Genomic DNA, 26,348 nt, shown 5'->3' on the forward strand with positions numbered 1-26,348 from the left:
ATATAATTATGTACAATATTTGTCCACAGATTGTGCATAAACTGTGGACAAATCCGGGGATAAGGACGTGCAGATTGAAATTCGTGGAGCTGAAAAATTGAGTTTTCGTGAACGCCAGGTGGTGACCTTGAAGGAGATGGGTCTAAGCAATGAAGAAGTGGCCCGCCGTTTAAATCTAAGCATTAGCAGCGTGGCCACCCTTTACCATCGCGCCCGGACGAAGGGCTACCAGGTAGTTATCGTTATTCCGGGTGAAACTTTAGGCATATTTACGGGTGAAGAAGATGGGTAAAGTAGTCCGCTTGCCAAAACGGTCTTTAAACTGGCGGGTTATTGCCGCCGGAATGTTAACTTTATACTTCTTTTTTTCCTTTATACGTCTGGGTGTTGCTTTATATCAAACTAACCTGCAAATTAAATCTTATAGCGAGCAAAAAGCCCTTTTAGAGGCGGAAGGCAATCGTCTGCGGGAACAAATCCGAGAATTAAACGATAATGATTATATTGAACGCCTGGCCCGGGAAGAACTCGGTTTGGTTAAACCCGGGGAAACAGTGGTGATAACGGCCGTGCCGGGACAAGTCCGGCCCTACATACCTCCCCGCCCCGGGCAAGAATTTCGCGATTAAAAATTCCTCCAGGTTATTGACAAATTTCTTAACTATTGCATATAATTAGATAGACTTTTAAAAAATAGGAGGAATAACACCCGCATGTCCATCGCCGTAGGCACCGTGGTAGAAGGAGTGGTCAGCGGGATCACCCGGTTCGGTGCCTTTGTTGAACTGCCAGGAGGCCTTACGGGCCTGGTCCATATTTCCGAGGTGGCCGATACCTATGTGAAGGACGTCAAAGATTTCCTGAAGGAGAGGGATCGGGTTAAGGTTAAAGTCATCAACATTGATGAAAACGGCAAAATCGGACTCTCAATTAAACAGGCGGATCCCAATTACAACGAAAACCGACGGGAGAACCGCCGCCGTCGCGCCGCCGCCTCGACCTCCTTTGAGGATAAGCTCGCCCGCTTTTTGAAGGAAAGCGACGAACGGTTGCAGGATTTAAGGCGGCATACGGAAGCAAGGCGCGGGGGGAGAAGTGCAAGACAATGATCAGGGCACCAAAGGGTGCCCTTTATATTGTGCAGGTGAAAGGTTGTGGCGTATTATGCAGCTTTGGACGTGGGTTCTAATTCCGTGCGTCTAATGGTTGGCGAAGTGCGGGAGGCCAAAGTGTATCCCGTACGAACGGCACTGCGCAGCACCAGGTTGCTGGCTGGAGCGGTAAATGGATGGCTCCAGGAAGAAGCAGTTATACGAACGGCGGCGGCCGTGGCCGAATTGGCCGCCGTGGCCCGGGAGTGGCAGCCTGCGGCAATAATATGCATTGCCACCAGTGCGGCCCGGGAAGCCCGTAACCTTGATTTTTTACGTAGCACGGTGAAAAGACGGGCTGGTCTGGAATTAACGGTGATTGACGGGGAGACTGAGGCCCGTTTGGCCTACGAAGGCGCTCTGGCGGGGTTCGAAGACGCCGGAAAGAATCCCCTGGTGATTGATATAGGAGGCGGTAGTACAGAACTGAGCTGGATGGATGGGGGACGGCTGCAGCTTTTTAGCGTGAGAGTCGGTGCCGTTCGCGCGACGGAAACGGCGATGACCAGGGAAATGATTGCGGCCGCCCTGGCCCCGGTCCTTTTACGGGCCCGTGGGGTCAGTCGTGACCGCATTATAGGTACCGGGGGTACCATAACTACAGCGGCGGCTATGGAGCTAGGCCTGGAACCCTACCTGCCGGAGCGGGTCCATGGTACTTTTTTAACTACCGCCCGGGTGAAAGACTGGCGAAGCCGTCTGGAGGCAATGCCCTTATCGCAAAGACGCCTTCTTCCGGGCCTGCAGCCGGAACGGGCCGATATTATCGTTGCCGGGTTGCTCATATTGGAAATAATCCTCGAAGGCCTTGGGGCGGAAGGTGTGGTGGCCAGCGAAGCCGACCTGTTATGGGGGCTAATTCTTAACTACGCCACCAAAGACGGAGGAAAGGATGGAAAAGGTTGCAGTCGTTTACCTATATAGCCGGTAAAGGGCGATACAGGGTTTTTTGTCGCGTCTATCCGCTTATGGAAGGTTATATCGCCTTCCTTATGGGCGGGACCAAATACCATGTGGGCGCCGTAGCCCTGGGGCTGCCGCGGCCGAGTTTAAAGGGAGACAAAACCAGCGCCACCACTTCCGTTTTGGCCGTTTTGGGCCATAAAGACGATGAACTGGCACGACCGGCGGCGGCCCAAATGGCCGCCCGGTTGCAGATGCCGGCCGTGGTAGTGGCCGGAGTACATATAGATAAAGCCGCCCCTGCGGAACTGGCGCTTTTGGCGGCTAACGGCCGCCGGGCGGTGGCCGGCGTCATCAAGGTATTACTCCGGCGACTTAAAAACCCAAAGCCTGTAAAGTAGCGATATCGGCCGTGCCGGTGACCTTTAAGCCGTGGAAAAGCTGGAATTCTTTTACTGCGAGTTCAGTCATTAAACCGTAATCGCCGTCGGTGGGACCAAAGAGGTAAAAACCCTTTTCCCGCAGCCTTGCCTGGAGGGTCACAACTTCCGGGGCGCTGGCGCCCGGTTTCAAGGGGGCGGTGGGTTGGATATAGGGGCCTTTAACTATTACCGGCGTACCGACGGGCAGCCAGGGAAAAATTTCTTCGATATCTTCATTATACATGCGAAAACAGCCTGCCGAAGCCGCCCAGCCGATGGACCAGGGACGGTTTGTCCCGTGAATGCCGTAATTGCCCCAGGGTACATTTAGTCCCATCCAGCGGGTGCCGAAGACGCCCCCGCTTTCATAGGCCTTGTCGATTATTTTCCATTCCCCTACCGGCGAAGGACTGGTATATTTTCCTATGGCGACCGGATATTGGCTAAAGACCTGATCGTCGACCATTATGCTTAGGAGAAGGCGGTCGGTATCGACGACGACTTTAAGTTTTTTGCCCTTGGGCGGGGCGGGCCTGGCGACGGAAACCCTGGAACTTAAAGATTTTTCGTCCAGGGCCAACCAGGTGGCTGAATCAACTACACCAACAGTTGTCAACCCATGCTCCTTTTGAAAGTTGACGACGGCCCGTTGGGTGATAGTGTCATAAACGCCGGTTAAAGGACCGAAGTAATAGCCGAGTCGGGCCAGGCGCAGCTGAAGGAGCTGGACATCCGGGCCTTCCAGGGGAGGTTGGGTGAGCTTTAGCAATCGCTCTTCTTGAAAAAAGCAGCCACATAAGGGGTGGGCCAGTGCCTCCGGCAGCATCCAGATTAAAAACACAAACGTGACGGCCGAAAAAAAAGCCAAACAACGTACTTTTAAATTCAACTTTTTTCCCTCGCCGTAGTTGAAAATATTTTAGCAGAACCCCTTCTATAGTATTTCCCGAGATTTTTTCCTATACGTTTTATACTTCCCTGGTTTATCCTTCCGCGGTTCGGGGCAAATTAAATTTAAACGAAAAGGGAAGGGAGTTCTAATGCTGGCGGCCCTTTTTTTGGCCCTTGTCGCGGGTATAGCCATGGCTTTTCAGGGTTCTTTAAATGCCGCTTTAGGAAAAATCATCGGGCTTTTACAGGCGACACTGATTGTTCACCTTACGGCCACCCTGGCAGTATTAATCCTTCTTTTTACTCCTTTAAGTAACGGCAGTTTAGGCAAGCTGTTTCAATGCCCCTGGTATCTTTGGCTGGGGGGGCTTATCGGCGTAGTGATAACTTACGGGGTGGTGGCCAGCATCCCCAAGGTGGGCGTGGCCCTGGCCACGACGGCCATTATTGTCGGTCAGGTATCCACGGCCCTATTGATTGACCATTTTGGTTTATTCGGCCTGGAGAAAATGCCCTTCACCTGGTGGAAGGCCGCCGGCTTGGTCCTCCTCGCCGCCGGCGCCCGCTTGATGCTTAATTGAAGCCCGTTACTTACCCCTTGACAAAAGGGAGAGATTTAGGCATAATATCTGTTGCATGGCGGTGTAGCTCAGCTGGTTAGAGCATGCGGTTCATACCCGCAGTGTCGTAGGTTCGAATCCTACCACCGCTACCATTTTCATGGCCCGTTAGTCAAGGGGTTAAGACACCGGTCTTTCAAGCCGGTAACAGGGGTTCGAATCCCCTACGGGCCACCATTACTACGGAAACCACCCATAAATGGGTGGGTTTTTATTTTGTCGAAAAAATACCCACTATCCTTACCTTGACTTGACAAAATTTCCTGGATGGAAAGATATATAATAAAGACCAGGAAATGGTAAGGATGGTGGTTTTATGTCCGAACGGGCTGGCGTTCAATTTTACCGGAAGGAAATCGAGCTTACGGGGGCTGTCCGCCTGGGTCTGGATCTGCTTTTCTTATGTACCGTATTTTTTCAGGCGCGGGGTGCCCTGTTGGGGGAAATTTTTCCCTTCGGCCCCGCTGCGGTGGTTGCCGTCGCCGGAAGACGACCGCGTCTTCTTTGGCCCGCGGTTGCAATTGCCACGACAGGCGCATGGTTCGGTAACCCCGGAACTATCTACACCTCCGCGTTTCTTTATCTGTTACTGGGCGTCATTTTTAGTATTTATCCCGTCCTGCGCAAGGCGGGCGTCCTGACCCAGGGCACCGTGGCGCCGGCTGCCGTCATCCTGGTCAAAGGTTTAAGCCTGACTTTCTCGCAACCTTCTTTTTACGGGTGGGTGCAGATAATTTTTGAGGCCCTTCTTTCCTGGGGCTTGAGCTGTGCCTTCCTCCATGCCGCCGTGACCTCGCGGCATGAGGAACGCTACTTGGGTGTGGGACTTTTTCTTCTGGGAGTACTCCTCGGCTTTCAAGGTTTACATCTTTTTGACCTCTCCCTGCAGGGCACCATCAGCCGCTACATAATTTTACTGGCGGCCCTGGCGGGAGGCCCGGGGGCGGGAGCGGCGGCGGGAGCGGCGGTGGGCTTCTTGCCCAGCCTTGCCCAGATAGTGCCTCCGGCCCTGGCCGGTCTTCTGGCCTTTGCCGGTTTAATTGCAGGTTCTTTGAAGACAATGGGTAAAGTGGGGGTCGTTGGGGGCTTTCTTTTGGCCCATCTTCTTTTAGCCAATTATTTCCTGGGACAAGACAATGTTTTGACGGCGTTAAAGGAAGGCGTGGTGGTGGCCCTGGCCTTAATGATGACCCCTTCCACTTTGATAAATAATATAGAGCGGTATTTTGCACCGCCGGCCATAGTGCCGGCCGGGTCTTCCGGGTATGGGCGACATGAAGCCTTAAAAACGGCCTTAAAAGGTATGGCCCGCAGTTTAAAGTTTACGGGCTTTGCGGAAAGTCCTGAGGTGACCGTAAGACAGGTGGCCGGAGCGACTTGCCGGGGATGTCCGGCCGGCAAGGTCTGCTGGGAATTGGAAGGCATGCAGATGTTAACCCTATTACAGGATTTACTGCAAAAAGGCGACCATGGTACCCTTACTTCGGCGGACATTCCTGAATGGTTGGCGTCGCGTTGCGGCCGCACCCGGGAATTATTGGCGGCGTTGACCCATGAGGCCGTTAAATTAAAGGGACTTGCGGCAGAAAACGCCCTGGCCGACTGGCTGGCCAATACCTTTGACACCCTGGCGTCTCTCATTACGACCGGCGTTGAGGAAGGGGAGGCGGAAGAACAACGGCTAAAATTAGTTGTGGGAACGGCAACCATACCTCGGTACCAGGCAGACGTTTGTGGCGATACATTTATGTCGGCAAAGCTGGAGGCGGAGAAACAGCTTTTAGTACTTGCAGATGGGATGGGCGCTGGACGCGAGGCTGCCGAAATGAGCGCTACGACCGTAGAATTGGTACGCGACCTCTTGGCGGCCGGTTTCCCGCCGGACAAAACCCTGCAGGCACTTAATATGATCTTGCTTTTAAGGGCGACCAGAGAAGCCTTTACTACTTGCGATGTGGCTTTAATCAACTGTTGTACCGGCGCGGCAGAATTTTACAAACTGGGGGCCTGCCCGACCTTTATTCTGCGGGACGGCACAGTTAAGACTTGCGGCAGCCCTTCGCTGCCGGCCGGTATTTTGGAGGAGATACGGATTGAACCGGTATACGAAGAACTCCAGGAGGGCGATTTGCTCGTCATGGTGAGCGACGGCGTTCTGGAAGCCCATCGCGAGATAAACGAAAAGGAAAAATGGCTGGTCAAAGCCCTGCAGCGGGCCGGAGAGGGTCGGCCGCAGGAAATAGCCGATCGGTTGTTAAAGCAAGCCCGCGCCCTGGCAAACGGCAGGCCCAGGGATGATATGGCGATTATAGTTGCCCGTATTGAAAGGATTGGTGTATAAGAAAGAATATTTAAGGAAAAACTCACCAGATGAGGCAGGAAAAATGATAGTTGTGCCGAAATATGTTAGTAAATGAAGGTTTTTAAGGTAGAAATTCATGTTGGAACGTGTCCGGCAGACAATTAGACGTTATGAACTCCTCGAACCCGGGGATAAGGTAGTGGTGGGGGTATCGGGAGGGCCGGATTCCCTGGCCCTGTTGCACGTGCTAAACACGCTGCGGGAAGAATTTTGCTGCACTTTACACGTAGCCCATTTAAACCACTGCCTACGCCCGGATGCGGAAGCCGATGCCGAGTACGTCCGTAAACTGGCGGCAGAATGGGGTTTGGAAGCTACCATAGAGGGACGGGATGTAGCCGCCTACCAGCGCGCCAAACATCTTTCCCTTGAAGAAGCGGCCCGGGAGGTCAGATATAGCTTCCTTCAGGAAGTGGCGGCGGCCGTTGGGGCCACTAAAATTGCCGTCGGCCATCAGGCCGACGACCAGGCCGAAACGGTTCTTTTGAATTTACTCAGGGGTAGCGGGCTGACAGGACTAAAAGCCATGGTTCCCCGGCGCGGCCAGATTATAAGGCCGTTGCTTTTTATTTCCCGTGAGGAGATAGAGGAATACTGTCAGCGGCAAGGAATAAATCCGCGCCGGGACTTTACCAATGAGGACCTTACCCTGCGGCGTAATAAAATTCGTCATCTATTATTACCCTTTTTAGCCCGGGAATTCAACCCGGCCATTATCCGGGCTTTAAGCCGTACGGCAGTAATCTTGCAGGAGGAAGAAGAAATTTTAGCCGGTTTGGCTAAAGAAGCCTTTAACGGTCTGTTGAAGGAAAAGGACCGCGACGGTAAAAATCTGGTCTTGAACCGGCAGAAAATGCTCACCATGCCTGTGGGCCTGCAGCGCCGGGTTTTACGCCTAGCGGCGTCCGCGCTGGGCAGGACGGTTGACTTTGAACAGGTAGAAGGGGCGAGGGAAGCGGCCTTAAGGGGAGGCGTCATCTCCTGGCCGGGGCATCTTAAGGTGGAAGCCCGGGAAACAGAGCTGGTCTTTATTTTACCGCAGGAAAAGGCGCGGTTCGATGGTTTTTTCCATTATCTGCAGGTTCCTGGTTTGACTCCCATACCGGAAGCCGGCTGGGCCATTCGAGCTGAGGTTACCGCGCCGCCTTCTGTTTTTTCTGGCGGGGAAGATGAAGCCTGGCTGGACTGGGATAAAATTCACCGACCGCTGATAGTGCGCAACTGGCGGCCGGGAGACAAATTTCATCCCCTGGGCATGGTCGGGAGAAAAAAACTCCAAGATTTTTTTAGTGACATACGTTTTCCTGTAGCCAGACGCCGCTTGGTACCTGTTATTGTATGCGGGGAGCACATTGCATGGGTGGCCGGTCTTCGTCTGGCCGATGATTTTAAAATTACACCGGCTACCCGCCGGGCCCTGCATCTAAAGTTAGAACCCTGGCCGTAAATAAATAAATCCCAAATTGCAATTAAATTTACCATATGCTACAATATATATCTATAAGATGCAGGGCGGCTTAAGAGGAGGATGAATCTTTGAATCGCATTTTTAAGAACCTGGCCGTATATTTGCTGATTGTACTCCTGGCTGTTTCTATAATAAGGTTGTCGACACCCACCGAACGCACCATCGAAGAGTGGGACTTAACACGTTTTTTCCAGGCGGTAGACCAGGGTCAGGTTCAAGAGGTCACCTTGACGCCCCACGATAGTATCATTAAAATAGACGGCATATTGAAAAACAACACCCGGTTTACAGTTAACGCTCCTGCATCCGTGAATTTAATTGACAGACTTACCGCCAAAAACGTCACCGTCAAGGCCCAACTGCCGCCGCAGCCGCCTTGGTGGACCAATCTTTTGGGGAGCCTGCTGCCCATTCTCCTTTTGGTAGGGCTGGTGGTTTTTATGATGCAGCAGACCCAGGGCGGCGGCTCGCGGGTGATGCAGTTTGGCAAAAGCCGGGCGCGGCTGCATACTGATGAGAAGCGAAAAGTCACCTTCAATGACGTCGCCGGTGCCGATGAGGCCAAGGAAGAGCTGGAAGAGGTAGTCGAGTTTCTCAAAAATCCCCGCAAGTTTAATGAACTGGGGGCAAGGATTCCCAAAGGCGTTTTGCTATATGGGCCTCCGGGAACGGGGAAAACCCTCTTGGCCCGGGCCGTCGCCGGGGAAGCCGGCGTACCTTTTTTCAGCATCAGCGGTTCTGATTTTGTAGAAATGTTTGTAGGCGTGGGTGCCTCCAGGGTGCGGGATCTCTTCGAGCAGGCCAAGAAAAATTCACCGTGCATCGTCTTTATCGATGAGATCGATGCCGTGGGGCGCCAGCGGGGTGCCGGTTTAGGCGGCGGCCATGATGAGCGGGAGCAGACTTTAAACCAGCTCCTGGTGGAAATGGACGGGTTTAGTGCCAACGAGGGGATTATTATCATCGCGGCCACCAACCGCCCCGATATACTCGATCCGGCGCTCTTGCGGCCGGGCCGTTTTGACCGCCAAATCGTTGTTGACGTGCCCGATGTCGTGGGCCGGAAAGAGATATTAAAGGTCCATGTCCGCGGTAAACCTCTGGCCGAGGATGTCGACCTTGACGTTTTGGCGCGGCGTACCCCCGGATTTACCGGGGCCGATTTGGCCAACATGGTCAACGAGGCGGCCCTGCTGGCCGCCAGACGCGGCAAGAAGAAGATCGGCATGGATGAGATGGAAGACGCCATTGAACGGGTGATAGCCGGTCCGGAGAAAAAGTCCCGGGTCATTAGCGATTACGAAAAACGGCTGGTAGCCTTCCACGAAGCCGGTCACGCCCTGCTGGGGCATTACCTGCCCCATACCGATCCTTTGCACAAAGTGTCAATAATACCCCGGGGTCGGGCCGGGGGCTATACCCTGCTCCTTCCCAAAGAAGACCGCCGCTATATGACGAAATCCCAGATTTTAGACCAGGTAACGATGCTTTTAGGCGGCAGGGTGGCCGAAGCGCTGGTGCTCAAAGAAATCAGTACGGGAGCCCAGAATGATTTAGAAAGGGCCACCGAGCTAGTACGTAAAATGATTACCGAGTTCGGCATGTCTGATGAACTTGGGCCCCTGACCTTCGGCCGCAGACAGGAAACCGTCTTTTTAGGCCGTGATATAGCCAGGGACCGCAATTACAGCGAGGCAGTGGCCTTTTCCATCGACAAGGAGGCCCGTCATATTATCGACGAATGTTACAACCGGGCTAAAGAGATACTCCAGAAACACATGGATGAGTTGCATCTTGTGGCCCGGGCTCTCATGGAAAAAGAAACCCTGGAAGCCGAAGAATTCACGGCAATAATCGAGGCCTACAATCAGGAGCACCGGCCCCAGGAAGACAACAGCAAGCTGCCGGAGGGAGACAACAAACCTCCAGAGGCCGGTGGCGGCACTCCTGCCAAGGAGCCGGTGATTAAACTAAACTATTTTCACTGCTTGAAAGGAGTATGGTAGTGGAACGCACCTTTGCCATGATTAAGCCCGAAGGGGTCGCAAGGGGCCTCGTCGGGGCCATAATTCAAAGGATTGAAAGGAAAGGGTACCGGATTGTCGCCCTGAAGATGCTGCGTTTAACCCCGGAAATGGCTGCCAGGCATTATGCCGAGCACCAGGGTAAACCTTTTTATGGAGCACTAGTCGACCACATTACATCTGGCCCTGTAGTGGCCATGGTACTGGAAGGACCTGGGGTTATTGCCGGCCTGCGACGGATGATGGGTCCCACCAATCCTCAGGATGCTCCTCCCGGTACCATTCGCGGCGATTTTGCCCTGGAAGTAGGGCAAAACGTCATCCACGGCTCAGATTCCCCGGCGAGTGCCGAACGGGAGATAGCCCTTTTCTTCAGCCCAGCCGAGTTGACTGATAAATAGGCCGGAATAGCCCGGCCCTTTTCTTTATAGGGGTGGACGGAGGGGTTAGGGCATGAAAACTCAAGAACGACGTCAGAGGCTTTTACAGCTTTTAAACAGCGAGCAGCCCCGGAAGGGTACCGAACTGGCTGCCCTCCTGGGCGTCAGCCGCCAGGTTATTGTTCAGGACGTGGCCGTGATGCGGGCCGCGGGAGTCAATATTTTAGCCACCCCCCAGGGGTATCTTCTGCCCGACGTGAACAACAGAAGCCGGCGTATTTTTCCCTGCCTGCATGGCTTCGAAGCCATTGAGAGGGAACTCCAGGTAATAGTTGATTGTGGCGGCAAGGTAATTGATGTGATCGTTGAACATCCCCTTTACGGCGAAATTCGGGGCTACCTTATGATCGCCTCCCGCTTTGACGTACAAAAATTTATTGGCGATTTAAAGGAGAGCGGGGCTCAGCCCCTTTACACCCTGACGGAGAGCGGCGTCCATCTCCATACGGTGGAAGCACCCCGGGAAGAAGTTTTAGATATAATCGCAGAAAAGCTGGCTCAAGAAGGTTTCCTTATAAAATAGATTAATTTTGCCTTGGTTAAGGTGTATTAAGTAAAAAAATAACAATTTATTTTTTATTAAACAAGGGTTATTATTATAAGTAAAAAGATACGTCGTTTTAGATTTAAGTTGTAAATATTATCATAATGGACGATCAGGCAGGAAAGTTGGCTTTTGTGTAGAATTTTACTAATATCCACCGAGGTGGATGTTCATTTTATTGAAACGAGAGGAGTGGTCAGTTTGGCCAAAATACCCAGCGACATCGAAATCGCCCAGGCGGCGAAAATGAAGCCGGTAATGGAACTGGCCCGGGCCCTGGGGATCGAGGAAGATGAGGTGGAACTCTACGGTAAATACAAGGCCAAAATCTCCCTTGATGTGTATAAACGTCTTAAAAATAAACCGGACGGGAAGCTAATTCTAGTTACCGCCATAACGCCGACACCTGCTGGCGAAGGCAAAACGACAACCAGTGTGGGCCTTACGGACGCCCTTGCCCGTTTGGGTAAAAAGGTGATGGTGTGTCTGCGGGAACCCTCCTTGGGGCCCAGCTTTGGTATTAAAGGAGGGGCGGCCGGCGGTGGATACGCCCAGGTTGTTCCCATGGAAGATATAAATTTGCACTTTACAGGCGACATTCATGCCGTTACTTATGCCCACAACCTCCTGGCCGCCATGGTAGACAACCACCTGCAGCAGGGAAATGCCTTAAACATTGATCCCCGTACCGTCACCTGGCGGCGGGTCATCGATCTTAACGACCGCGCCCTGCGCCACATCGTCATCGGATTGGGAGGCAAGGCCAACGGCGTGCCGCGGGAAACGGGCTTTGATATTTCCGTTGCTTCGGAGGTCATGGCCTGCCTTTGTTTGGCCAGCGACCTCATGGATCTGAAGGAACGTTTCCGCCGCATTGTTGTGGGTTACACTTACGACGGTAAGCCCGTAACCGCCGGCGATCTGGAGGCCCAGGGGTCCATGGCCCTTTTGATGAAGGACGCCATCAAACCCAACCTGGTCCAAACCCTGGAGAACACCCCGGCCTTCGTCCACGGCGGTCCCTTCGCCAACATCGCCCACGGATGTAATAGTATTGTAGCTACCAGGACGGCTTTGAAGCTGGCCGACTATGTGGTGACGGAAGCCGGATTCGGCGCCGACCTGGGCGCGGAGAAGTTTTTTGATGTTAAATGCCGTTATGCCGGTTTAAAGCCGGACGCCACGGTAATCGTGGCTACCGTCCGCGCCTTAAAGATGCACGGTGGCGTGCCTAAAGGGGAGCTGGCCGCAGAAAATCTGGAGGCCCTGCGTCAGGGATTTGCCAATCTGGAAAAACATATTGAAAATGTAGGCAAGTTCGGCGTACCGGCGGTTGTGGCCATTAACGTATTCCCCACCGATACCCGCGCCGAACTGGATCTCCTTTTTGAACTATGCCGCAAAGCCGGCGCGGAAGTGGCCATATCCGAAGTATGGGCCAGGGGCGGTGCCGGGGGCCTCGAGTTAGCCCAGAAGGTCCTCAGCACCATTGAAACCAAGCCTTCGAATTTCCGTCCCCTCTATGAACTGGAACTGGGCATAAAGGAAAAGATCCATAAAATCGCCACGGAAATTTACGGTGCCGACGGCGTCAACTATACAGCGGAAGCCGACAAGGCCATTGAACGCTATGAAGCAATGGGTTACGGCAATCTTCCCGTGGTCATGGCCAAAACCCAGTATTCCTTTTCGGATGACATGACCAAACTCGGCAGGCCGCAGAACTTTACCATTACCGTTCGTGAGGTAAGGCTGTCGGCGGGGGCGGGTTTCATCGTTCCCATAACCGGGGCCATCATGACCATGCCCGGTTTGCCGAAGCGCCCGGCGGCCTGCAGCATCGATATCGATGCCGACGGTGTAATTACCGGCCTATTCTAAAAAAGAAACACCGCTTGAAAGTATCTCCCCCACCCATGTGGTGGGGTTTTTGCTTCATCGGTCGGGTGGTATAATTTAGGATAGAGGAGTGGATTATGAATGGCTTGGCAGGAAGATATCGAGATAATAGAAATACCGGACGGCACTACGGCCAGGCGTCTGATGGCTGACATCGGCGTCGAGGGGCGGGGCATTGAGCTGATGACGCCCAAGGCCCTTTACTACTGCCTTAAGTTAAAGGACGTACCGGCCAGGGCAGCCAATATTTTAAAACAGGAAATGCTGGCCAGGGGTGGAGAGGCGGCCATGGCCGCGGGTGTGGCCGGTTGGTCTGTTGAAAGGACAGATGTCCTTCTCTTTGCCACCGCCCGCCAGCTGGAACTTTTGGCCGACAAGCTTAAAGAACAGTATTTCGGTCTGAATAGACTGGCCATCGCCATCCGCGAGGCCCTGAAAGCATGGGAAGGGCGGGGTGAAATCCGTGAAATAAAGTGCCCGCGTGGACCCCTAATTATCGGGCGGCGGACCTTGATCATGGGAATACTCAATGTGACGCCCGACTCCTTTTCGGACGGAGGGCGCTTCTATGACCCCGGCGCGGCCGTGGAGCATGCCCACCGCCTGGTGGAAGAGGGCGCCGATATCATCGATGTCGGAGGAGAATCAACCCGGCCCGGCCACAGGCCGATAGACGCCGAGGAAGAATGGCGGCGCCTGGAGCCGGTTTTAAAGCGCCTGGTGGCGGAGATCAAAGTTCCCATTTCTGTAGATACCTATAAGGCGGTTACGGCCAGACGGGCCCTGGATTTGGGGGTAGACATCATTAACGATATCTGGGGCTGCCGGGCTGATGCCCATATGGCATCCGTTTGCGGTCGCTACCGGGCGCCGGTAGTCATTATGCATAACCAGGAAGGGACAACCTACAACGATTTAATGTTTGACATTTTGTCGTTTTTAAGGACCGGCATCCGCCTTCTGGAAGACAACGGCGTCCCTCCTGAAAACATCATCGTCGATCCCGGCATCGGCTTTGGCAAAGATCTGCAGCAGAACCTGGAGGTTATGGGACGTTTACGGGAACTTAAAGTGCTGGGGAAACCCGTGCTCCTGGGAACTTCGCGTAAATCGATGATCGGGAAAGTCCTCGATCTGCCGGTGGATCAGCGTTTAGAGGGTACGGCGGCCACAGTGGCCCTGGGGATATCCCAGGGGGTGGACATCGTCCGCGTTCATGACGTAAGAGCCATGCTGCGGGTGGCCAGGATGACCGACGCCGTTGTACGGCGGGCTTAAGTTAAACCAAAATTAAAGGTTTTTTTATTGCTCCTTAAGAATGCCTGCGTTACAATGGTTTTAGGTCTACACCTTTGCTCCCCGGGGGAGGTAGAAACGCGATGTTTCGCCCCAAAGTTAAGGTAACAAACCTTAATTTTTATTATGGAACCAAGTGGGCCTTAAAGGATATCAGTATGGAGATAAAACCTAATTCCGTTACGGCTCTGATCGGCCCTTCGGGGTGCGGTAAATCCACTTTTTTACGCACGTTAAACCGTTTAAACGACCTTATTGAAGGAGTGAAAATCTCCGGAGAAGTTCTTCTGGATGGGGAAAACATCTACGCGCCCGATGTAGATCCTATAAGCCTGCGCAGGCGAGTGGGCATGGTATTTCAGCAGCCCAATCCCTTCCCTATGTCCATTTACGACAATGTAGCGTACGGTCCCCGGATTCACGGCATTAAAAGGAAAGAACAACTCGATGCAATCGTAGAAAGAAGTCTTAAAAGGGCGGCATTATGGGATGAAGTGGCCGACCGTCTCCACCGGCCGGCGCTAGGTTTGTCCGGCGGACAGCAGCAGCGCCTGTGTATAGCCAGACTTTTAGCCGTAGAGCCGGAGGTCGTCCTCATGGATGAACCTTCATCGGCCCTGGACCCCATTTCAACTTTAAAAATTGAAGAGTTGATACGGGTTTTAAAGGAAAGTTACACCATTGTGATAGTAACCCATAATATGCAGCAGGCGGCCCGCGTTTCCGACTACACGGCCTTTTTCCTTGACGGGGAAATGATCGAATACGATGATACGGAGATTATTTTTACCAGGCCGCGGGACCAGCGTACCGAAGATTATATCACCGGCCGTTTCGGTTGATATAAGGGAGGTGAAAACGAATGGGAGAAAAGACCTTCACTATGCGGCAAGGTTTTCAACATTCCCTGGAAGAATTGCAGCAGAATATTTTACGCATGGGGAGCATCGTGGAACAAACTATTGCTAAATCGGTAGAATGTCTGGCCCGTCAGGATGCCCGGATGGCCGCCGAAGTAGTGGAGGGCGATGTCGTAGTTGACGAAATGGAGTTGAAGATTGAGGAGCAGTGTTTGAAGCTCATTGCCACCCAGCAGCCCATGGCCAAGGATTTGCGCAAAATAGCTGCCGGTTTTAAAATCATAACCGACTTAGAGCGCATGGCCGATTATTCCGTGGACATCGCCCGCGTGGCCCAGCGTATTATGGAAACCGGTCAGCCCTTAATCAAACCCTTAATCGATATTCCGCGGATGGCGGAGCTGTCCCAGTTAATGGTTAAGCAGGCCCTGGATGCCTATGTGCGTGAAGACACGGAGCTGGCCTACACAGTAGCCAGGGCAGACGACCAGATCGATATGCTGCACAACCAGGTTTTTCGGGAACTGCTCGTGTTCATGATGGAAGACCCCAAAACCATTACCCAGGCAACCTATCTGCTTTTCGTCAGCCGCTATTTAGAAAGGATAGCCGATCATGCCACCAATATTGCCGAAGAGGCTATCTACCTGGCCACGGGTGAAAGGAAGGAATTAAACGATTAAAGGGATTAAAAAACCCGGGTAAAATATGGCCCGGGTTTTTTAATGACTGGGAAGCAATTGGGGAGGCAGCATTTTTTCCGCATGGATATAAAAGGAGGCTAAAACAGCGATTACACCCACCAGCAAAGCGGCGCCGAGGAAAAGGGGCATCCTCCAGGTCAAGGCCAGTCCGAAGACCGGCGGCCCCAGGGCCACCCCCAGAAAACGCATGGAACCGTAAAGACAGGTAATGCCGCCCCTTTCTTTGGAACTGATACTGGTTATTAAAGTATTAACTGACGGCAAAACTACCCCCGTACCGATGCCCATGGCAACCATGGCCGGGAAGAACACATAAATGTTATTTATAAAGCCCATCACCGCCAGGGCTCCCGCATCCACGAGAAGGCCGGCGACAATGGCCGGTTTCAGGCTGCCGCCTGCCATTTGCTGCAGATAATTACCGGAAAGATATGATGTTAAGGCCATAGCGGCTACGGGTACGGCGATGATTAAACCGGTACGCAGACCACGGACGTCATAGTCAGTTTCCAGAACATCGGAAATATAACTCAAAACTCCAAACAAAATAAAGAGAACGACCATCCCCGCCAGTATGCATGCCAGGAGGGAAAGCCCCCTGTTCTGTAAAATCTGGCCCAAATTATGAAAATATGTTTTAAAAGTTATTCCTCCTGTTTTTTGCTCCGGTTCTTTGACAATAAACCAAACGGCAAGGCCCGCAGGGATGGCCAGGATGCCGTATACAAAAAAAGGGGCAAACCATGAAATGAGACCAATTAAGGCGCCGGCTATGGGGCTGACCACCTTGCCCAGGCCGTTGGCGGCCTCCAGTAACCCCAGGGCTTTAGTGCGCTCCTTACTTTGAAAGATGTCCCCGGTTAGGGCCATGGCCAGCTGATAAGTGCCCCCGGCGCCTATGCCCTGAAGGATGCGGCTTCCCAGGATTAAATAATAAGGAGAAGTCGCCAGCCAGGCAGCCAGACCCGCCAGAAGACCGCCGAGGCCGTAAAGGATGAGGGCGGGAGCCATTATGGGTTTACGGCCATAGGCATCGGAAAGAAAACCGGCAAAGGGTATAACAAGACCGGCGGGAAGGGAGAAGGCCGTAATGAGCAGGCTTATCTGCACCAGGCTGACGTTTAAAGCAGAACGCATAAGGGGGAGCAGGGGCACCAGCATAGAGTTGCCGAGGACCATAATAAAAGGAACGGCACACAAAATGGCAAAGGGCAATTTCATAGCTGACCGCATATATCGGCAAACCTCCCTGGATACGCTTCTTCTATTTTGCCTCATCTGCGCATAAAAAATAATGGGAGGAGATGCCATGTTTTTCTTTTTAGCTGATAAACATGTGCTGGCCATGGCGGTGCTGCGCCTTTTATCTAGCATGATAGAGCTCATGGCGGCGGTCTTGATGCTCAAACTGAACCGTGTAGACGCCGCCTTAAAAATTAACGCCGTCCTGGCCCTTGTGGGTCCGACGGTAATGATGACGGTGATGGCTTTAGGTCTCTGGGGTCTGGCCGGTAAAATAGCACCGGCCAAAATGGTAACTATTATCGTCGGAGTAGGTCTTATCTTTTACGGCGTCAGGCAGCAGTAATGGTGGGGCAACAGTCATCATACCTGTGAAAATGTACCGCCGTTCCCTGTGGTACCCCCCTTCCGGTTAAGGCATAAAGATAAAAAAGCCAGATTAAAAATAAGCGCGAAGGGGTGGAACCATGCAGGATAGGAGCAGGCGCTGGAAGCCAAGGTTAGTGGATGGTATGATGAATGAAGGTGCCTGGAGCGGCGTTCTAGAATTTCCCATCGGGGGACGCCGGCAGAAACCGAGGCATGTGGGATTAACCATGGTCATCGATAAAGGCTTGGGCCTGACGGAGTTTGGGGATTTATTGGAGGTGGCGGCGCCTTATATTGATTTTATTAAACTGGGTTTCGGTACGTCCGTGTTTTATCCAGCGCCCATTTTGCGGGAAAAGATACGCCTGGCGCGGTCGTACGGAGTGGAAATTTTCCCCGGAGGGACTTTTTTTGAGGTGGCCGTCCTTCAGGGAAGACTTGAACTGTATCTTAAAACTGCCGGAGAACTGGGATACACCTTTATTGAAGTTTCCGATGGTACTATTAATATGAGTTTGGCCCAACGTTATGATGCCGTGGCCCGGGCGCGGGAGGCAGGTTTTGGCGTAATTACCGAAGTGGGCAAAAAAGATCCCCGGGATGCCGTGGGCGAAATCAAGATTTTAAACCTGATGGCCACCGATGTGGAAGCAGGAGCCGACTACGTCATTGTTGAAGGCAGGGAAACGGGCCAAGGCGTAGTGATTTACGACAAAAATGGCGTAGTTAAAGAAGAAACCCTGGAGCTTCTGTTGCAAGGGGTGCAGAATGCAGAGAGGATTATTTGGGAGGCCCCGCAAAAACAACAGCAGCAGGCATTGATCATGCGCCTGGGCCCGAACGTCAACCTGGGCAACGTCCAACCGGGAGACGTTTTGGCCCTGGAAGCCTTGCGTGTCGGCCTTAGAGGCGACACTTTAAGAGCAGCCTTAAAAAAAGACCTGCAGGTAAAGGCGGTGGGCGAAATTTAGCGGCTGAGGGAGCGGGAGACGCCGGCGTTCCCCGCTCCTTGATAATTTTACCAGGAGATACGCGCCCGGCAGGAATCCGCCCCGTCCTTCGCGAATAACTATTAGCACCCGTAAAAAGCTGGAGGTGCCATAGCGTTTGGAAATAGATGTTTTTACAGGGATAAATGGTATACCGGATGAGGCTATCAACAATAAAACGGTTATAGTCATAGACGTATTAAGGGCTACGACCACAATCACCGTGGCCCTGGCGGCCGGCTGTCTGGAAGTGATACCCGTACTTACCCCTGAGGAAGCCATTGAGATGCGCGCGCGCCTGGGAGACGAGCGGGTCCTCCTCGGCGGCGAGCGAAACGCCCTGAAAATCCCGGGTTTTGATCTAGGCAACTCTCCCCGGGAGTATACACCGGAAATCGTCGCCGGGAAACGCTTAATTATTACCACCACCAACGGTACGCGGGCCATCAGAAGGGCCGCGGGCGGTCACCAGGTATTTCTAGGCGCCATGGTAAACGCCCCCTCTGTAGCTACGGCGGCGGCCTGGGGAGAAGAAGATATAACCATTATTTGTTCCGGCACAAAGGATCGCTTTTCCCTTGAAGATTTTCTGGCCGCCGGCTTTATAGTCGACCGTTTGACCGCCTTGAACGGTTTTACCCTGCGTGACGGTGCGAGGGCGGCCCGCGATTATTATCTCTATCGCCGGGACGATCCGGCCGCAGCCCTGAAAGAGAGTTATCACGGTCGTCTGCTGGAAGAACTGGGCCTCGGCGAGGACGTGGACTTTTGTTCCCGTGTGGGGACCTTTGACGTGGTGCCTGTATACGGCGGGGGTATTATTAAAAAGATAGGTTAAAACCGCCCACGACGTTCTTGTCCCTATCCTTTCGGCATATATTTATTATTGTTAAAGGAGACATGGCTGGGAATGAGGGGCGTATGGAATGAACGCGACCACGGCCATCCTTCTGCTCATAATGCTTTTGGGCATCCTGGGTCGTTCCAACGTTATTGCCGCCGCCGCCGCCATTCTCCTGCTCCTTCAGTTTACCAACCTTCAAAGGCTCTATCCCCTCCTTGAACGCCGCGCACTGGAGGCCGGTCTTATTTTTTTAGTAGTTTCCGTCCTGGTGCCCTTTGCTTCCGGAAGGGTTTCGGCGCGCGACCTACTTTCTTCCTTTATCTCTCTACCGGGTATTATTGCCGTGGCCAGCGGCATTATTGCCACCCATATGAACTGTCAGGGACTGGAGCTATTGCAGCGTTTTCCCCAGATGATGATTGGTATGGTTTTGGGCTCCATCATTGGAGTGGCTTTTTTTGGAGGTATTCCCGTAGGTCCACTTATGGCGGGCGGCATTGCCGCCCTCCTGGTAAATCTCCTGGGTTGGCTGCGATAAATTTTTTGTAACCAGCAGGAGTTTTAGGTTTTATCGAGTAATATATTATACAGTGTATAATAAAGAAATTATACCCCTATAGGGTAGAGAGAAAAATGATATTCAAAGTCAAAATAATTTTTAAGGGGGGATTGCAGGAGGAGGGAACTCGATACACCTGTCGTCTTTCCAATTCCAACAAATTTTTGTGGAAGGGACGAAAGTATGGCTAAGCTTTTAGAGTATCAAGGTAAAGAATGGTTACGCAAAGCAGGGATCCCGGTTCCGGTCGGCCGGGCGGCATCTTCGCCTGAGGAAGCGGAACAGATCGCGGCGGAGTTGGGCAAGCCCGTCGCCGTAAAGGCCCAGGTGCAGGCCGGCGGCAGAGGCAAATCTGGGGCGGTTAAACTCGTCAACACCCCGGCGGAAGCCCGGGAAGCCGCGACTTCCATCCTGGGTACGGTTATAAAGGGTTATCCCGTACGCAAAGTCCTCGTGGAAGAAAAACTGGATATTGCCCGTGAATATTACGTAACCATTATTGTAAATTCCGCACGTAACGCCCGGTGCCCTATGATGATGTTTAGCACCGAAGGCGGTATGGATATTGAAAGTGTTCCCGAGGACAAGATTTTCAGGCTTTTAATTTCGCCCCTGTTCGGCCTCGAGGTATACGACGCCGTAGATATGCTGGTGAAAGCCGGCATCCCCAATGATCAGGTAACGACCTTTGCCAATTTGTTGGTCAAGCTGTGGAATGCTTACAAAAAGTATGATTGCTTTACCCTGGAAATCAATCCCCTGGTAATGACGGCGGACGGGCAACTGGTAGCGGCCGACTGCAAGATGGAGGTCGACAACAGCAGCGTCTACCGCCATCCGGAAATGGGTATTGAAATCGCCAGGGACTTCCCCCATGAGCCAACCGAGCTCGACCGCATCGGTTGGGGGATTGAGAAGGCCGATACCCGCGGTTCCGGCTTCGTCATGAGCATGGGCTTTGATGAAAAGAGCCCGGGTTATATCGGCTACCATCCCATCGGTGGCGGTTCGGCCATGATGGGCATGGATGCCCTGAACAAGGTCGGTTTGAAGCCCGCCAACTATGCCGATACCAGCGGCAATCCCGTGGCCTCCAAGGTTTACCGGGTGGCCAAGGTGGTATTGTCCCAGCCCAACATCGACGGTTACCTGCTGGGCGGCTTTATGATGGCCAATCAGGAACAGTGGCATCACGCCCATGCCGTGGTCAAAGCCTTACGTGAGATTCTACCCAAAAAACCCGGCCTCCCGTGCGTGCTGCTTCTCTGCGGCAATAAAGAAGAGGAATCCCTGGCCATCTTACGGGAAGGCCTGAGCAACGTAGAAGGCGCCACCAGGGTGGAAATTTACGGCCGGGAACATGTAACCGACACCGATTTTATCGGTCAACGCCTGTTGGCCCTTGTTAAAGAATATCAAGCCGAGAAGCGAAAGCAGGGTGGAGACCAGTGATTGAATTCTGGGAAAGGACAATTAAGGTTACCATCGATACTGATAAATGCGATGCATGCGAGACGAAGGCCTGCATCGACGCTTGTAAAAAGTTCGCCCGGGGGCTCCTGCAGCTTAAAGACGGCAGGCCTTCGGTGGAACATTTGACGGAAGACGGCATTAAGCGTCTGGGCACGGAATGCCTTGCCTGCGAGTATGAATGCTGGTTCCGCGGCAAGAGCGCCATCAAAATTGACGTCCCCATCGAGGGATTGGACGAGTACCTGCGCAAGCGGGGTTTGCTGGAAGAAAACGCCAACCAGTAAAAGGATAAAGAGGGATTAGCATGGGGATTTTAATTGATAGAAACACCAAAGTCATCGTCCAGGGCATTACCGGTAGGGAGGGTTCCCTCCGGGCCAAGTATATGAAAGATTATGGTACCAAGGTGGTGGCAGGGACGAGCCCCGGAAAAGGCGGAGAAGAGGTGGCGGGTATTCCCGTCTACCATACCGTCAAACAGGCCGTCGCCGAACACGGGGAAATCGACTTCAGCGTTATATTCGTTCCCGGCCGGGCCTTGAAAGCGGCGGTTAAAGAAGCCGCCGACGCCGGTGTAAAAAACATCGTCCCCTGCGTAGAGTCGGTACCCATTCACGACATCATGGAAATGGTCGAGTATTGCAAGCTTAAAGGTGTCCGGTTGATCGGCCCGGGATCCATCGGCATCATCACTCCCGGCGAGGCGGTCGTCGGCTGGCTGGGCGGCAATGTGGAATGGGCCAACTCCTTCTTCCGGCCCGGTCCCATTGGCGTTTTCTCCCGCAGCGGCGGTCAGTCGGGAACCATTCCCTGGATCCTCAAGGAAAACGGCTATGGTGTCAGCACCGTCGTGCACACGGGTACGGAACCGGTCCTGGGAACTTCCTTTGCCGATTTGCTACCGTTGTTTGAAGAAGATCCGCAAACAGAGGCCGTAGCTGTCTTCTCCGAAATCGGCGGTACCCAGGAAGAAGAATGCGCGGAAGTAATTGCCTCCGGCAAATTCACCAAGCCCTTCGTTATTTACGTGGCAGGCGCCTGGGCGCCGGAAGGCCAGCGTTTCTCCCATGCCTCCAGCATTGTGGAACGGGGACGCGGTTCGGCCAAGAGCAAGATGGAAGCCATTCAAAAGGCTGGCGGCTATGTGGCCATGAGCCCCAATGATATACCGCGTATCCTGAAGAGTGTATTAAAACATTAAGGAGGTAATCACCATGGCTGTAATGCGTTCCGTTCTATACGTTCCCGGCAACAATCCCAAGATGATTGCCAAGGCCCCTTCTTTCCCTGCCGATATCATTACCCTCGACCTGGAGGATTCTGTGCCGCCGGCGGAAAAGGAAACCGCGCGTCAGCTTATCCGTGAAAACCTGAAGGCCGTTGGTGCCAACGGTTCAGAAGTATATGTGCGCATCAATAACTGGGAAACCGAGATGACCAACGACGATTTAGAAGCCGTCGTTTATGAAGGGCTACATGGTGTGACCTTGGCCAAGTGCGGCCATCCCGATCATGTAAAGCGCCTGGATTGGAAACTGGAAGAGCTGGAGCGCCGCAGGGGTCTCCCCATCGGCAGCATTAAGGTTAGTCTCCTTCTCGAAACGGCTAAGGGTGTAATTAACGCCTACGAATCTTGTATCGCCAGCCCGCGGGTGGTAAGTGCCATCTTCGGCGCCGTCGATTACTGCAAGGATATGCGGGTAAAACTGACCCCCGAGGGCAAAGAACAGGAATACGCCCGCGCCCACATCGCCGTAGCCGCCAGGGCGGCTGGAATTGTAGCCATCGATTGCCCCTTTGTAAACTACCAGGATATGGAAGCGTTTGAAAAGAGCGTTCTGCAGGGCCGCCAGATGGGTTATGAAGGCCGTATGCTCATCCATCCCAGCCAGGTGGAACCCGCCAACCGGCTCTACGCTCCCGATCCGGCAGATGTAGAGTGGGCCCGCGGCGTGGTCAAGGCCTTTGAAGAGGAAGGCATCGCCAAGGGTCGGGCTGCTATTTCCTACCAGGGTAAGATGGTCGATACGCCCGTCTACCTCAACGCCAAAGACATCCTGAATGCCTACGAAGAAATTCAGGCCAAAGAAGCGGCTAGAAAGAAGGCCTAAAGTTTTACAGTTAAAGCCGGGGCGGTATTTTAAAAAGCCGCCCCGCTACCCAACTTTAGATAGTCTGAAATGAAGGGGGACGAAGGGCTGTGAATACCCAAGAAAGGGCCCTGCAGCTACATAAAGAGTGGCAGGGTAAAATTGAAATTAAGGGTCGTGCGCCGGCGCGGGACGCGGTAGATCTTTCTCTAGCTTATACTCCCGGTGTCGCCGAGCCCTGCAAGGAAATCCATAAAGATCCCAAACTGGTGGACGTCTATACCCGTCGCTGGAACCTGGTGGCCGTCGTATCCGACGGGTCGGCGGTCTTGGGTCTCGGCAACATCGGCGCCCGGGCGGCCATGCCGGTCATGGAAGGCAAAAGCCTTCTCTTTAAAACCTTTGCCGGCGTAGACGCCTTCCCCATCTGCATCGATTCCCAGGATGTAGATGAAATCGTCAGGACTGTCCAATTGTTAACGCCGACCTTTGGCGGTGTCAACCTGGAAGACATTGCCGCACCCCGCTGCTTTGAAATTGAGCGGCGCCTTAAAGAGACGACTGACATCCCTATCTTCCATGACGATCAGCACGGTACCGCAGTAGTCGTATTGGCAGGCATTATCAATGCCTGTAAAGTTACCAAGCGGGAACTGGGCGATTTGAAGGTGGTAATTAACGGCGCCGGTGCCGCCGGCATCGCCTCGGCCAAGCTCCTCTTGAGTGTCGGAGTAAAGGACGTTATCCTGTGCGATTCCAAGGGTATCATTTCTTCGAAACGCCAGGATCTCAATACCGAAAAGCAAGAAATGCTCAAAATCACCAATAAAGAAGACCGCAGCGGCACCCTGGCCGACGCCATGGTGGGCGCCAACTGCTTCATCGGGCTTTCGGTGAAGGACGCCGTTACCCAGGATATGGTGCGCTCCATGGGTAAGGATGCCATCCTCTTTGCCATGGCCAATCCCATTCCCGAGATCTATCCCGACAAAGCCAAGGAAGCAGGTGCCGCCGTCGTTGGTACCGGTCGCAGCGACTTCCCCAACCAGGTCAACAACGTTTTGGGCTTCCCCGGCATCTTCCGCGGCGCCCTTGATGTAAAAGCCAGCGATATCAACGACGCTATGAAGATTGCCGCCGCCCACGCCCTGGCTGATCTGGTGGGCGAACGCCTGTCGGCGGAGTTTGTCCTGCCTGAAGCCTTCGACATGCGGGTGGCTCCGGCAGTGGCCGCCGCCGTCGCCAAGGCCGCCATGGAGAGCGGCGTAGCCCGCGAGCCCAAGGACCCCGAATGGGTAAAGAAACATACAGAAGAATTAATCGGCCTGAATCGCTGATTAAGGTTACAACACCTTACCCAGATAATGCCGTCCAGCAATTGGACGGCTTTTTTGATGCATTGCGGCCGTAGATGGCGGAAAGAATAAAGGAAAAAAAGGCGGTGTTAATCTTGCAAAACCGTATAGAAAACCCCAATTATCCCCTGGAGGCGCCAAAGCCCGACAGCGTACCCCATCCCGAAACCTCTCCGCCGGAGTTTCCCCAGGAAAGACCTATACTTGATCCCCCCGCGGGGGATTTTCTGTTATAATACATATAGATGGGCATGATTTCCAAGCTGGCGCATGCCAGGGAATAGGAGGGAGATAATAATGGCCGGACGCGCTAAAGTCACCCTGCCCCAGCTCCAGGCCATGAAGGAGAGGGGAGATAAGATTGCCATGGTCACCGCTTATGATTATTCCGCCGCGCTGCTGGCGGATAGGGCCGGTATGGATATGATCCTGGTAGGCGATTCTTTGGGTATGGTTGTCCTGGGCTATTCAAGTACCGTACCCGTAACAATGGAAGAGATGATCCATCATACGAAGGCCGTTATGCGGGCCAATCCGGCGGCCCTGGTGGTGGCCGACCTGCCCTTCCTGTCTTACCAGACCGGTATAAAGGATGCCGTTTACAACGCCGGGCGTCTGGTAAAGGAGGGCGGTGCTGACGCCGTCAAGCTCGAGGGAGGTCGGGCTATGGCGCCTGTGGTACGGGCCATAGTAGATGCCGGCATTCCAGTAATGGGCCATTTAGGGCTGACCCCCCAGTCGGCCGTCCAGCTCGGCGGCTACCGGGTCCAGGGACGCGAGCAAGAAGCCGCCGACAGGATTGCCGCCGATGCCGAAGCCCTGGCGGAAGCCGGCGTTTTCTCCCTGGTGCTGGAATGCGTACCTGTAGAGCTGGCGCGGCGGATAACGGCAGCCTTGAAGGTTCCCACCATCGGCATCGGCGCCGGGCCCCATTGTGACGGGCAGGTCCTGGTCTTCCACGACCTCCTGGGCCTTTTCGATCGTTTCCGACCCAAGTTTGTCAAGTGTTATGTTAATCTTAGTGAGATTATAGTGAATGCCCTCGCTTCCTACCGGGAAGAAGTGCGCCAGGGCAGATTCCCCGACGAAGGGCATAGTTTTCAATAAAAGCGTCCATGGAGGGCACAACCTCTTGCTCAATTATGTGGACCTGCTTTTGCTTTTGTTACTGGCGGCGGGAGCCTGGCAGGGGTACCGCTACGGGTTCGTGAACCTGATCGCCGGCTGGATTAGTTACCTGGTGGCGGCGTTGGCGGGCGTCCTTTACGCCCGGCCCCTGGCGGAAGTCCTGGACCGGGCCTGGAACTTAACCGATCGGTGGGGCCAAAACATTGCACCCCTTTTACCCCTGCCGCGTCCGGTTTTAGGCCAGCCCTGGGGAAAAGAGGCCTTAAACCAGCTGGGAATCCTCTTAAATAGCCTGCCACTACCTGAAACGGTTAAACAAAGCATCCTGGAGGGGGCCGCGGGGGCTTCCGGCAACATCCTGGGACAGGTCCTGGCAGCAAGGATTGCTTTTTTAGGCCTCGAGTTGTTGACCCTTGCCGGCATCTTCGGAGGAACATTATTTTTCTTACGCCGGCTGGCACGGTGGGGTATGAAGGGCGGTATAGTACCCGGGGGCTTTTTCAACCGCGGTCTGGGTCTATTTATGGGCCTTCTAGGCAGGGCATTTTGGCTGGCCGTGGCGGTAGGAGCGGCGCGCTCCATCTTTTCTTTACCCTTTGCGACTGCAGTCCCGGCCCTTGTGCCCGTGGCCAGGCAATTTTACAACTCGGAGGTAGCCCGTCACCTTAACCAATTTTATGACTGGCTGCTTGTCTTGTGGTATACCCTAATTTAG

At 53.5% G+C, this 26,348-nt stretch carries 28 protein-coding genes and 2 tRNA genes; 28 read left to right on the forward strand and 2 right to left on the reverse strand.

The features are described 5' to 3' along the window. The first annotated feature begins 67 nt into the window (after nt 1–67). The 5 genes from MHFGQ_RS00535 to MHFGQ_RS00555 all read left to right on the forward strand — a co-directional run bounded on the left by MHFGQ_RS00535 (nt 68) and on the right by MHFGQ_RS00555 (nt 2,455). Nucleotides 68–292: an RNA polymerase sigma factor gene (locus MHFGQ_RS00535; protein ID WP_106005029.1), complete on the forward strand. Its 225-nt coding sequence runs from the start codon at nt 68–70 to the stop codon at nt 290–292. After that, nucleotides 285–629 (forward strand): FtsB family cell division protein, encoded by a 345-nt coding sequence (locus MHFGQ_RS00540; protein ID WP_106005030.1) that lies wholly within the window; start codon nt 285–287, stop codon nt 627–629. Before MHFGQ_RS00535 ends, MHFGQ_RS00540 begins: the two co-directional genes overlap by 8 nt. 84 nt (nt 630–713) lie before the next feature. Continuing rightward, nucleotides 714–1,109 (forward strand): S1 RNA-binding domain-containing protein, encoded by a 396-nt coding sequence (locus tag MHFGQ_RS00545; RefSeq protein ID WP_106005031.1) that lies wholly within the window; start codon nt 714–716, stop codon nt 1,107–1,109. A 45-nt stretch (nt 1,110–1,154) separates the two neighbouring features. Then, on the forward strand, nt 1,155–2,075 hold the full coding sequence (locus MHFGQ_RS00550; RefSeq protein ID WP_106005032.1) for a phosphatase: 921 nt from the start codon (nt 1,155–1,157) through the stop codon (nt 2,073–2,075). Beyond that, on the forward strand, nt 2,054–2,455 hold the full coding sequence (locus MHFGQ_RS00555) for a hypothetical protein (RefSeq protein WP_106005033.1): 402 nt from the start codon (nt 2,054–2,056) through the stop codon (nt 2,453–2,455). Before MHFGQ_RS00550 ends, MHFGQ_RS00555 begins: the two co-directional genes overlap by 22 nt. On the opposite strand, the gene MHFGQ_RS00560 is transcribed toward MHFGQ_RS00555, so the two are convergent. After that, nucleotides 2,430–3,365: a L,D-transpeptidase family protein gene (locus MHFGQ_RS00560; RefSeq protein ID WP_170066211.1), complete on the reverse strand. Its 936-nt coding sequence runs from the start codon at nt 3,363–3,365 to the stop codon at nt 2,430–2,432. The two genes, MHFGQ_RS00555 and MHFGQ_RS00560, sit on opposite strands and share 26 nt — an antisense overlap. Before the next feature lie 151 nt (nt 3,366–3,516). Here MHFGQ_RS00560 and MHFGQ_RS00565 point away from each other — a divergent pair, with 151 nt between their 5' ends. From MHFGQ_RS00565 to phoU, 12 genes are all read left to right on the forward strand, one after another. After that, on the forward strand, nt 3,517–3,948 hold the full coding sequence (locus tag MHFGQ_RS00565; protein ID WP_106005034.1) for a DMT family transporter: 432 nt from the start codon (nt 3,517–3,519) through the stop codon (nt 3,946–3,948). A 57-nt stretch (nt 3,949–4,005) separates the two neighbouring features. Further along, a tRNA-Met gene (locus tag MHFGQ_RS00570) sits at nt 4,006–4,082 on the forward strand. 7 nt (nt 4,083–4,089) lie between these two features. After that, nucleotides 4,090–4,164: transfer RNA gene (locus tag MHFGQ_RS00575), tRNA-Glu, on the forward strand. A gap of 139 nt (nt 4,165–4,303) precedes the next feature. Further along, complete coding sequence (locus MHFGQ_RS00580; protein WP_106005035.1) at nt 4,304–6,328, forward strand: SpoIIE family protein phosphatase; 2,025 nt, start codon at nt 4,304–4,306, stop codon at nt 6,326–6,328. A gap of 97 nt (nt 6,329–6,425) precedes the next feature. Further along, nucleotides 6,426–7,796 (forward strand): tRNA lysidine(34) synthetase TilS, encoded by a 1,371-nt coding sequence (gene tilS, locus MHFGQ_RS00585; RefSeq protein ID WP_106005036.1) that lies wholly within the window; start codon nt 6,426–6,428, stop codon nt 7,794–7,796. A gap of 89 nt (nt 7,797–7,885) precedes the next feature. Next, complete coding sequence (gene ftsH, locus MHFGQ_RS00590; protein WP_106005037.1) at nt 7,886–9,823, forward strand: ATP-dependent zinc metalloprotease FtsH; 1,938 nt, start codon at nt 7,886–7,888, stop codon at nt 9,821–9,823. Further along, nucleotides 9,823–10,242, forward strand: coding sequence for a nucleoside-diphosphate kinase (gene ndk, locus MHFGQ_RS00595; RefSeq protein WP_170066212.1), 420 nt, complete (start codon nt 9,823–9,825; stop codon nt 10,240–10,242). Before ftsH ends, ndk begins: the two co-directional genes overlap by 1 nt. A gap of 52 nt (nt 10,243–10,294) precedes the next feature. Next, complete coding sequence (locus MHFGQ_RS00600; protein ID WP_106005039.1) at nt 10,295–10,804, forward strand: transcription repressor NadR; 510 nt, start codon at nt 10,295–10,297, stop codon at nt 10,802–10,804. 231 nt (nt 10,805–11,035) lie between these two features. Beyond that, nucleotides 11,036–12,706: a formate--tetrahydrofolate ligase gene (locus MHFGQ_RS00605; RefSeq protein ID WP_170066223.1), complete on the forward strand. Its 1,671-nt coding sequence runs from the start codon at nt 11,036–11,038 to the stop codon at nt 12,704–12,706. A gap of 99 nt (nt 12,707–12,805) precedes the next feature. After that, nucleotides 12,806–14,002 (forward strand): dihydropteroate synthase, encoded by a 1,197-nt coding sequence (folP, locus tag MHFGQ_RS00610; RefSeq protein ID WP_106005041.1) that lies wholly within the window; start codon nt 12,806–12,808, stop codon nt 14,000–14,002. 101 nt (nt 14,003–14,103) lie between these two features. Continuing rightward, the gene (gene pstB, locus MHFGQ_RS00615; protein ID WP_106005042.1) at nt 14,104–14,862 is read left to right on the forward strand and encodes a phosphate ABC transporter ATP-binding protein PstB; all 759 of its coding nucleotides are present in this window, start codon (nt 14,104–14,106) and stop codon (nt 14,860–14,862) included. A gap of 20 nt (nt 14,863–14,882) precedes the next feature. Continuing rightward, nucleotides 14,883–15,563, forward strand: a complete 681-nt coding sequence (phoU, locus tag MHFGQ_RS00620; protein ID WP_106005043.1) for a phosphate signaling complex protein PhoU — start codon at nt 14,883–14,885, stop codon at nt 15,561–15,563. 39 nt (nt 15,564–15,602) lie between these two features. Here the strand turns inward: phoU and MHFGQ_RS00625 are convergent, their stop codons facing one another. After that, nucleotides 15,603–16,817 carry an MFS transporter gene (locus MHFGQ_RS00625; protein WP_106005044.1) on the reverse strand — a complete coding sequence of 405 codons (1,215 nt, stop codon included), beginning with the start codon at nt 16,815–16,817 and terminating at the stop codon, nt 15,603–15,605. Between the two features lie 76 nt (nt 16,818–16,893). On the opposite strand from MHFGQ_RS00625, the gene MHFGQ_RS00630 reads away from it, so the two are divergent. The 11 genes from MHFGQ_RS00630 (at nt 16,894) to MHFGQ_RS00680 (ending at nt 26,348) form a co-directional block, all read left to right on the forward strand. Then, nucleotides 16,894–17,172 carry a YqhV family protein gene (locus MHFGQ_RS00630; RefSeq protein WP_106005045.1) on the forward strand — a complete coding sequence of 93 codons (279 nt, stop codon included), beginning with the start codon at nt 16,894–16,896 and terminating at the stop codon, nt 17,170–17,172. Between the two features lie 121 nt (nt 17,173–17,293). Then, nucleotides 17,294–18,166, forward strand: coding sequence for a phosphosulfolactate synthase (locus tag MHFGQ_RS00635; RefSeq protein WP_245907815.1), 873 nt, complete (start codon nt 17,294–17,296; stop codon nt 18,164–18,166). A 136-nt stretch (nt 18,167–18,302) separates the two neighbouring features. After that, the gene (locus tag MHFGQ_RS00640) at nt 18,303–19,022 is read left to right on the forward strand and encodes a 2-phosphosulfolactate phosphatase (RefSeq protein WP_106005046.1); all 720 of its coding nucleotides are present in this window, start codon (nt 18,303–18,305) and stop codon (nt 19,020–19,022) included. Between the two features lie 88 nt (nt 19,023–19,110). Further along, on the forward strand, nt 19,111–19,566 hold the full coding sequence (locus MHFGQ_RS00645) for a DUF441 domain-containing protein (RefSeq protein WP_106005047.1): 456 nt from the start codon (nt 19,111–19,113) through the stop codon (nt 19,564–19,566). 204 nt (nt 19,567–19,770) lie between these two features. After that, nucleotides 19,771–21,039 carry an ATP-grasp domain-containing protein gene (locus MHFGQ_RS00650; RefSeq protein WP_106005048.1) on the forward strand — a complete coding sequence of 423 codons (1,269 nt, stop codon included), beginning with the start codon at nt 19,771–19,773 and terminating at the stop codon, nt 21,037–21,039. After that, nucleotides 21,036–21,344: a hypothetical protein gene (locus tag MHFGQ_RS00655; RefSeq protein ID WP_106005049.1), complete on the forward strand. Its 309-nt coding sequence runs from the start codon at nt 21,036–21,038 to the stop codon at nt 21,342–21,344. The genes MHFGQ_RS00650 and MHFGQ_RS00655 overlap by 4 nt, the downstream gene beginning before the upstream one ends. Nucleotides 21,345–21,364: 20 nt before the next feature. Beyond that, complete coding sequence (locus tag MHFGQ_RS00660) at nt 21,365–22,261, forward strand: succinate--CoA ligase subunit alpha (protein WP_106005050.1); 897 nt, start codon at nt 21,365–21,367, stop codon at nt 22,259–22,261. A gap of 13 nt (nt 22,262–22,274) precedes the next feature. Then, nucleotides 22,275–23,171: an HpcH/HpaI aldolase/citrate lyase family protein gene (locus tag MHFGQ_RS00665; protein ID WP_106005051.1), complete on the forward strand. Its 897-nt coding sequence runs from the start codon at nt 22,275–22,277 to the stop codon at nt 23,169–23,171. 89 nt (nt 23,172–23,260) lie between these two features. Then, nucleotides 23,261–24,487: an NAD(P)-dependent malic enzyme gene (locus MHFGQ_RS00670; RefSeq protein ID WP_106005052.1), complete on the forward strand. Its 1,227-nt coding sequence runs from the start codon at nt 23,261–23,263 to the stop codon at nt 24,485–24,487. Between the two features lie 315 nt (nt 24,488–24,802). After that, nucleotides 24,803–25,612, forward strand: a complete 810-nt coding sequence (gene panB, locus MHFGQ_RS00675; protein WP_106005054.1) for a 3-methyl-2-oxobutanoate hydroxymethyltransferase — start codon at nt 24,803–24,805, stop codon at nt 25,610–25,612. A gap of 25 nt (nt 25,613–25,637) precedes the next feature. Next, complete coding sequence (locus MHFGQ_RS00680; protein WP_106005055.1) at nt 25,638–26,348, forward strand: CvpA family protein; 711 nt, start codon at nt 25,638–25,640, stop codon at nt 26,346–26,348.

Source organism: Moorella humiferrea (assembly GCF_039233145.1).
In the GTDB taxonomy this organism is placed as follows: domain Bacteria; phylum Bacillota; class DSM-521; order Neomoorellales; family Neomoorellaceae; genus Neomoorella; species Neomoorella humiferrea.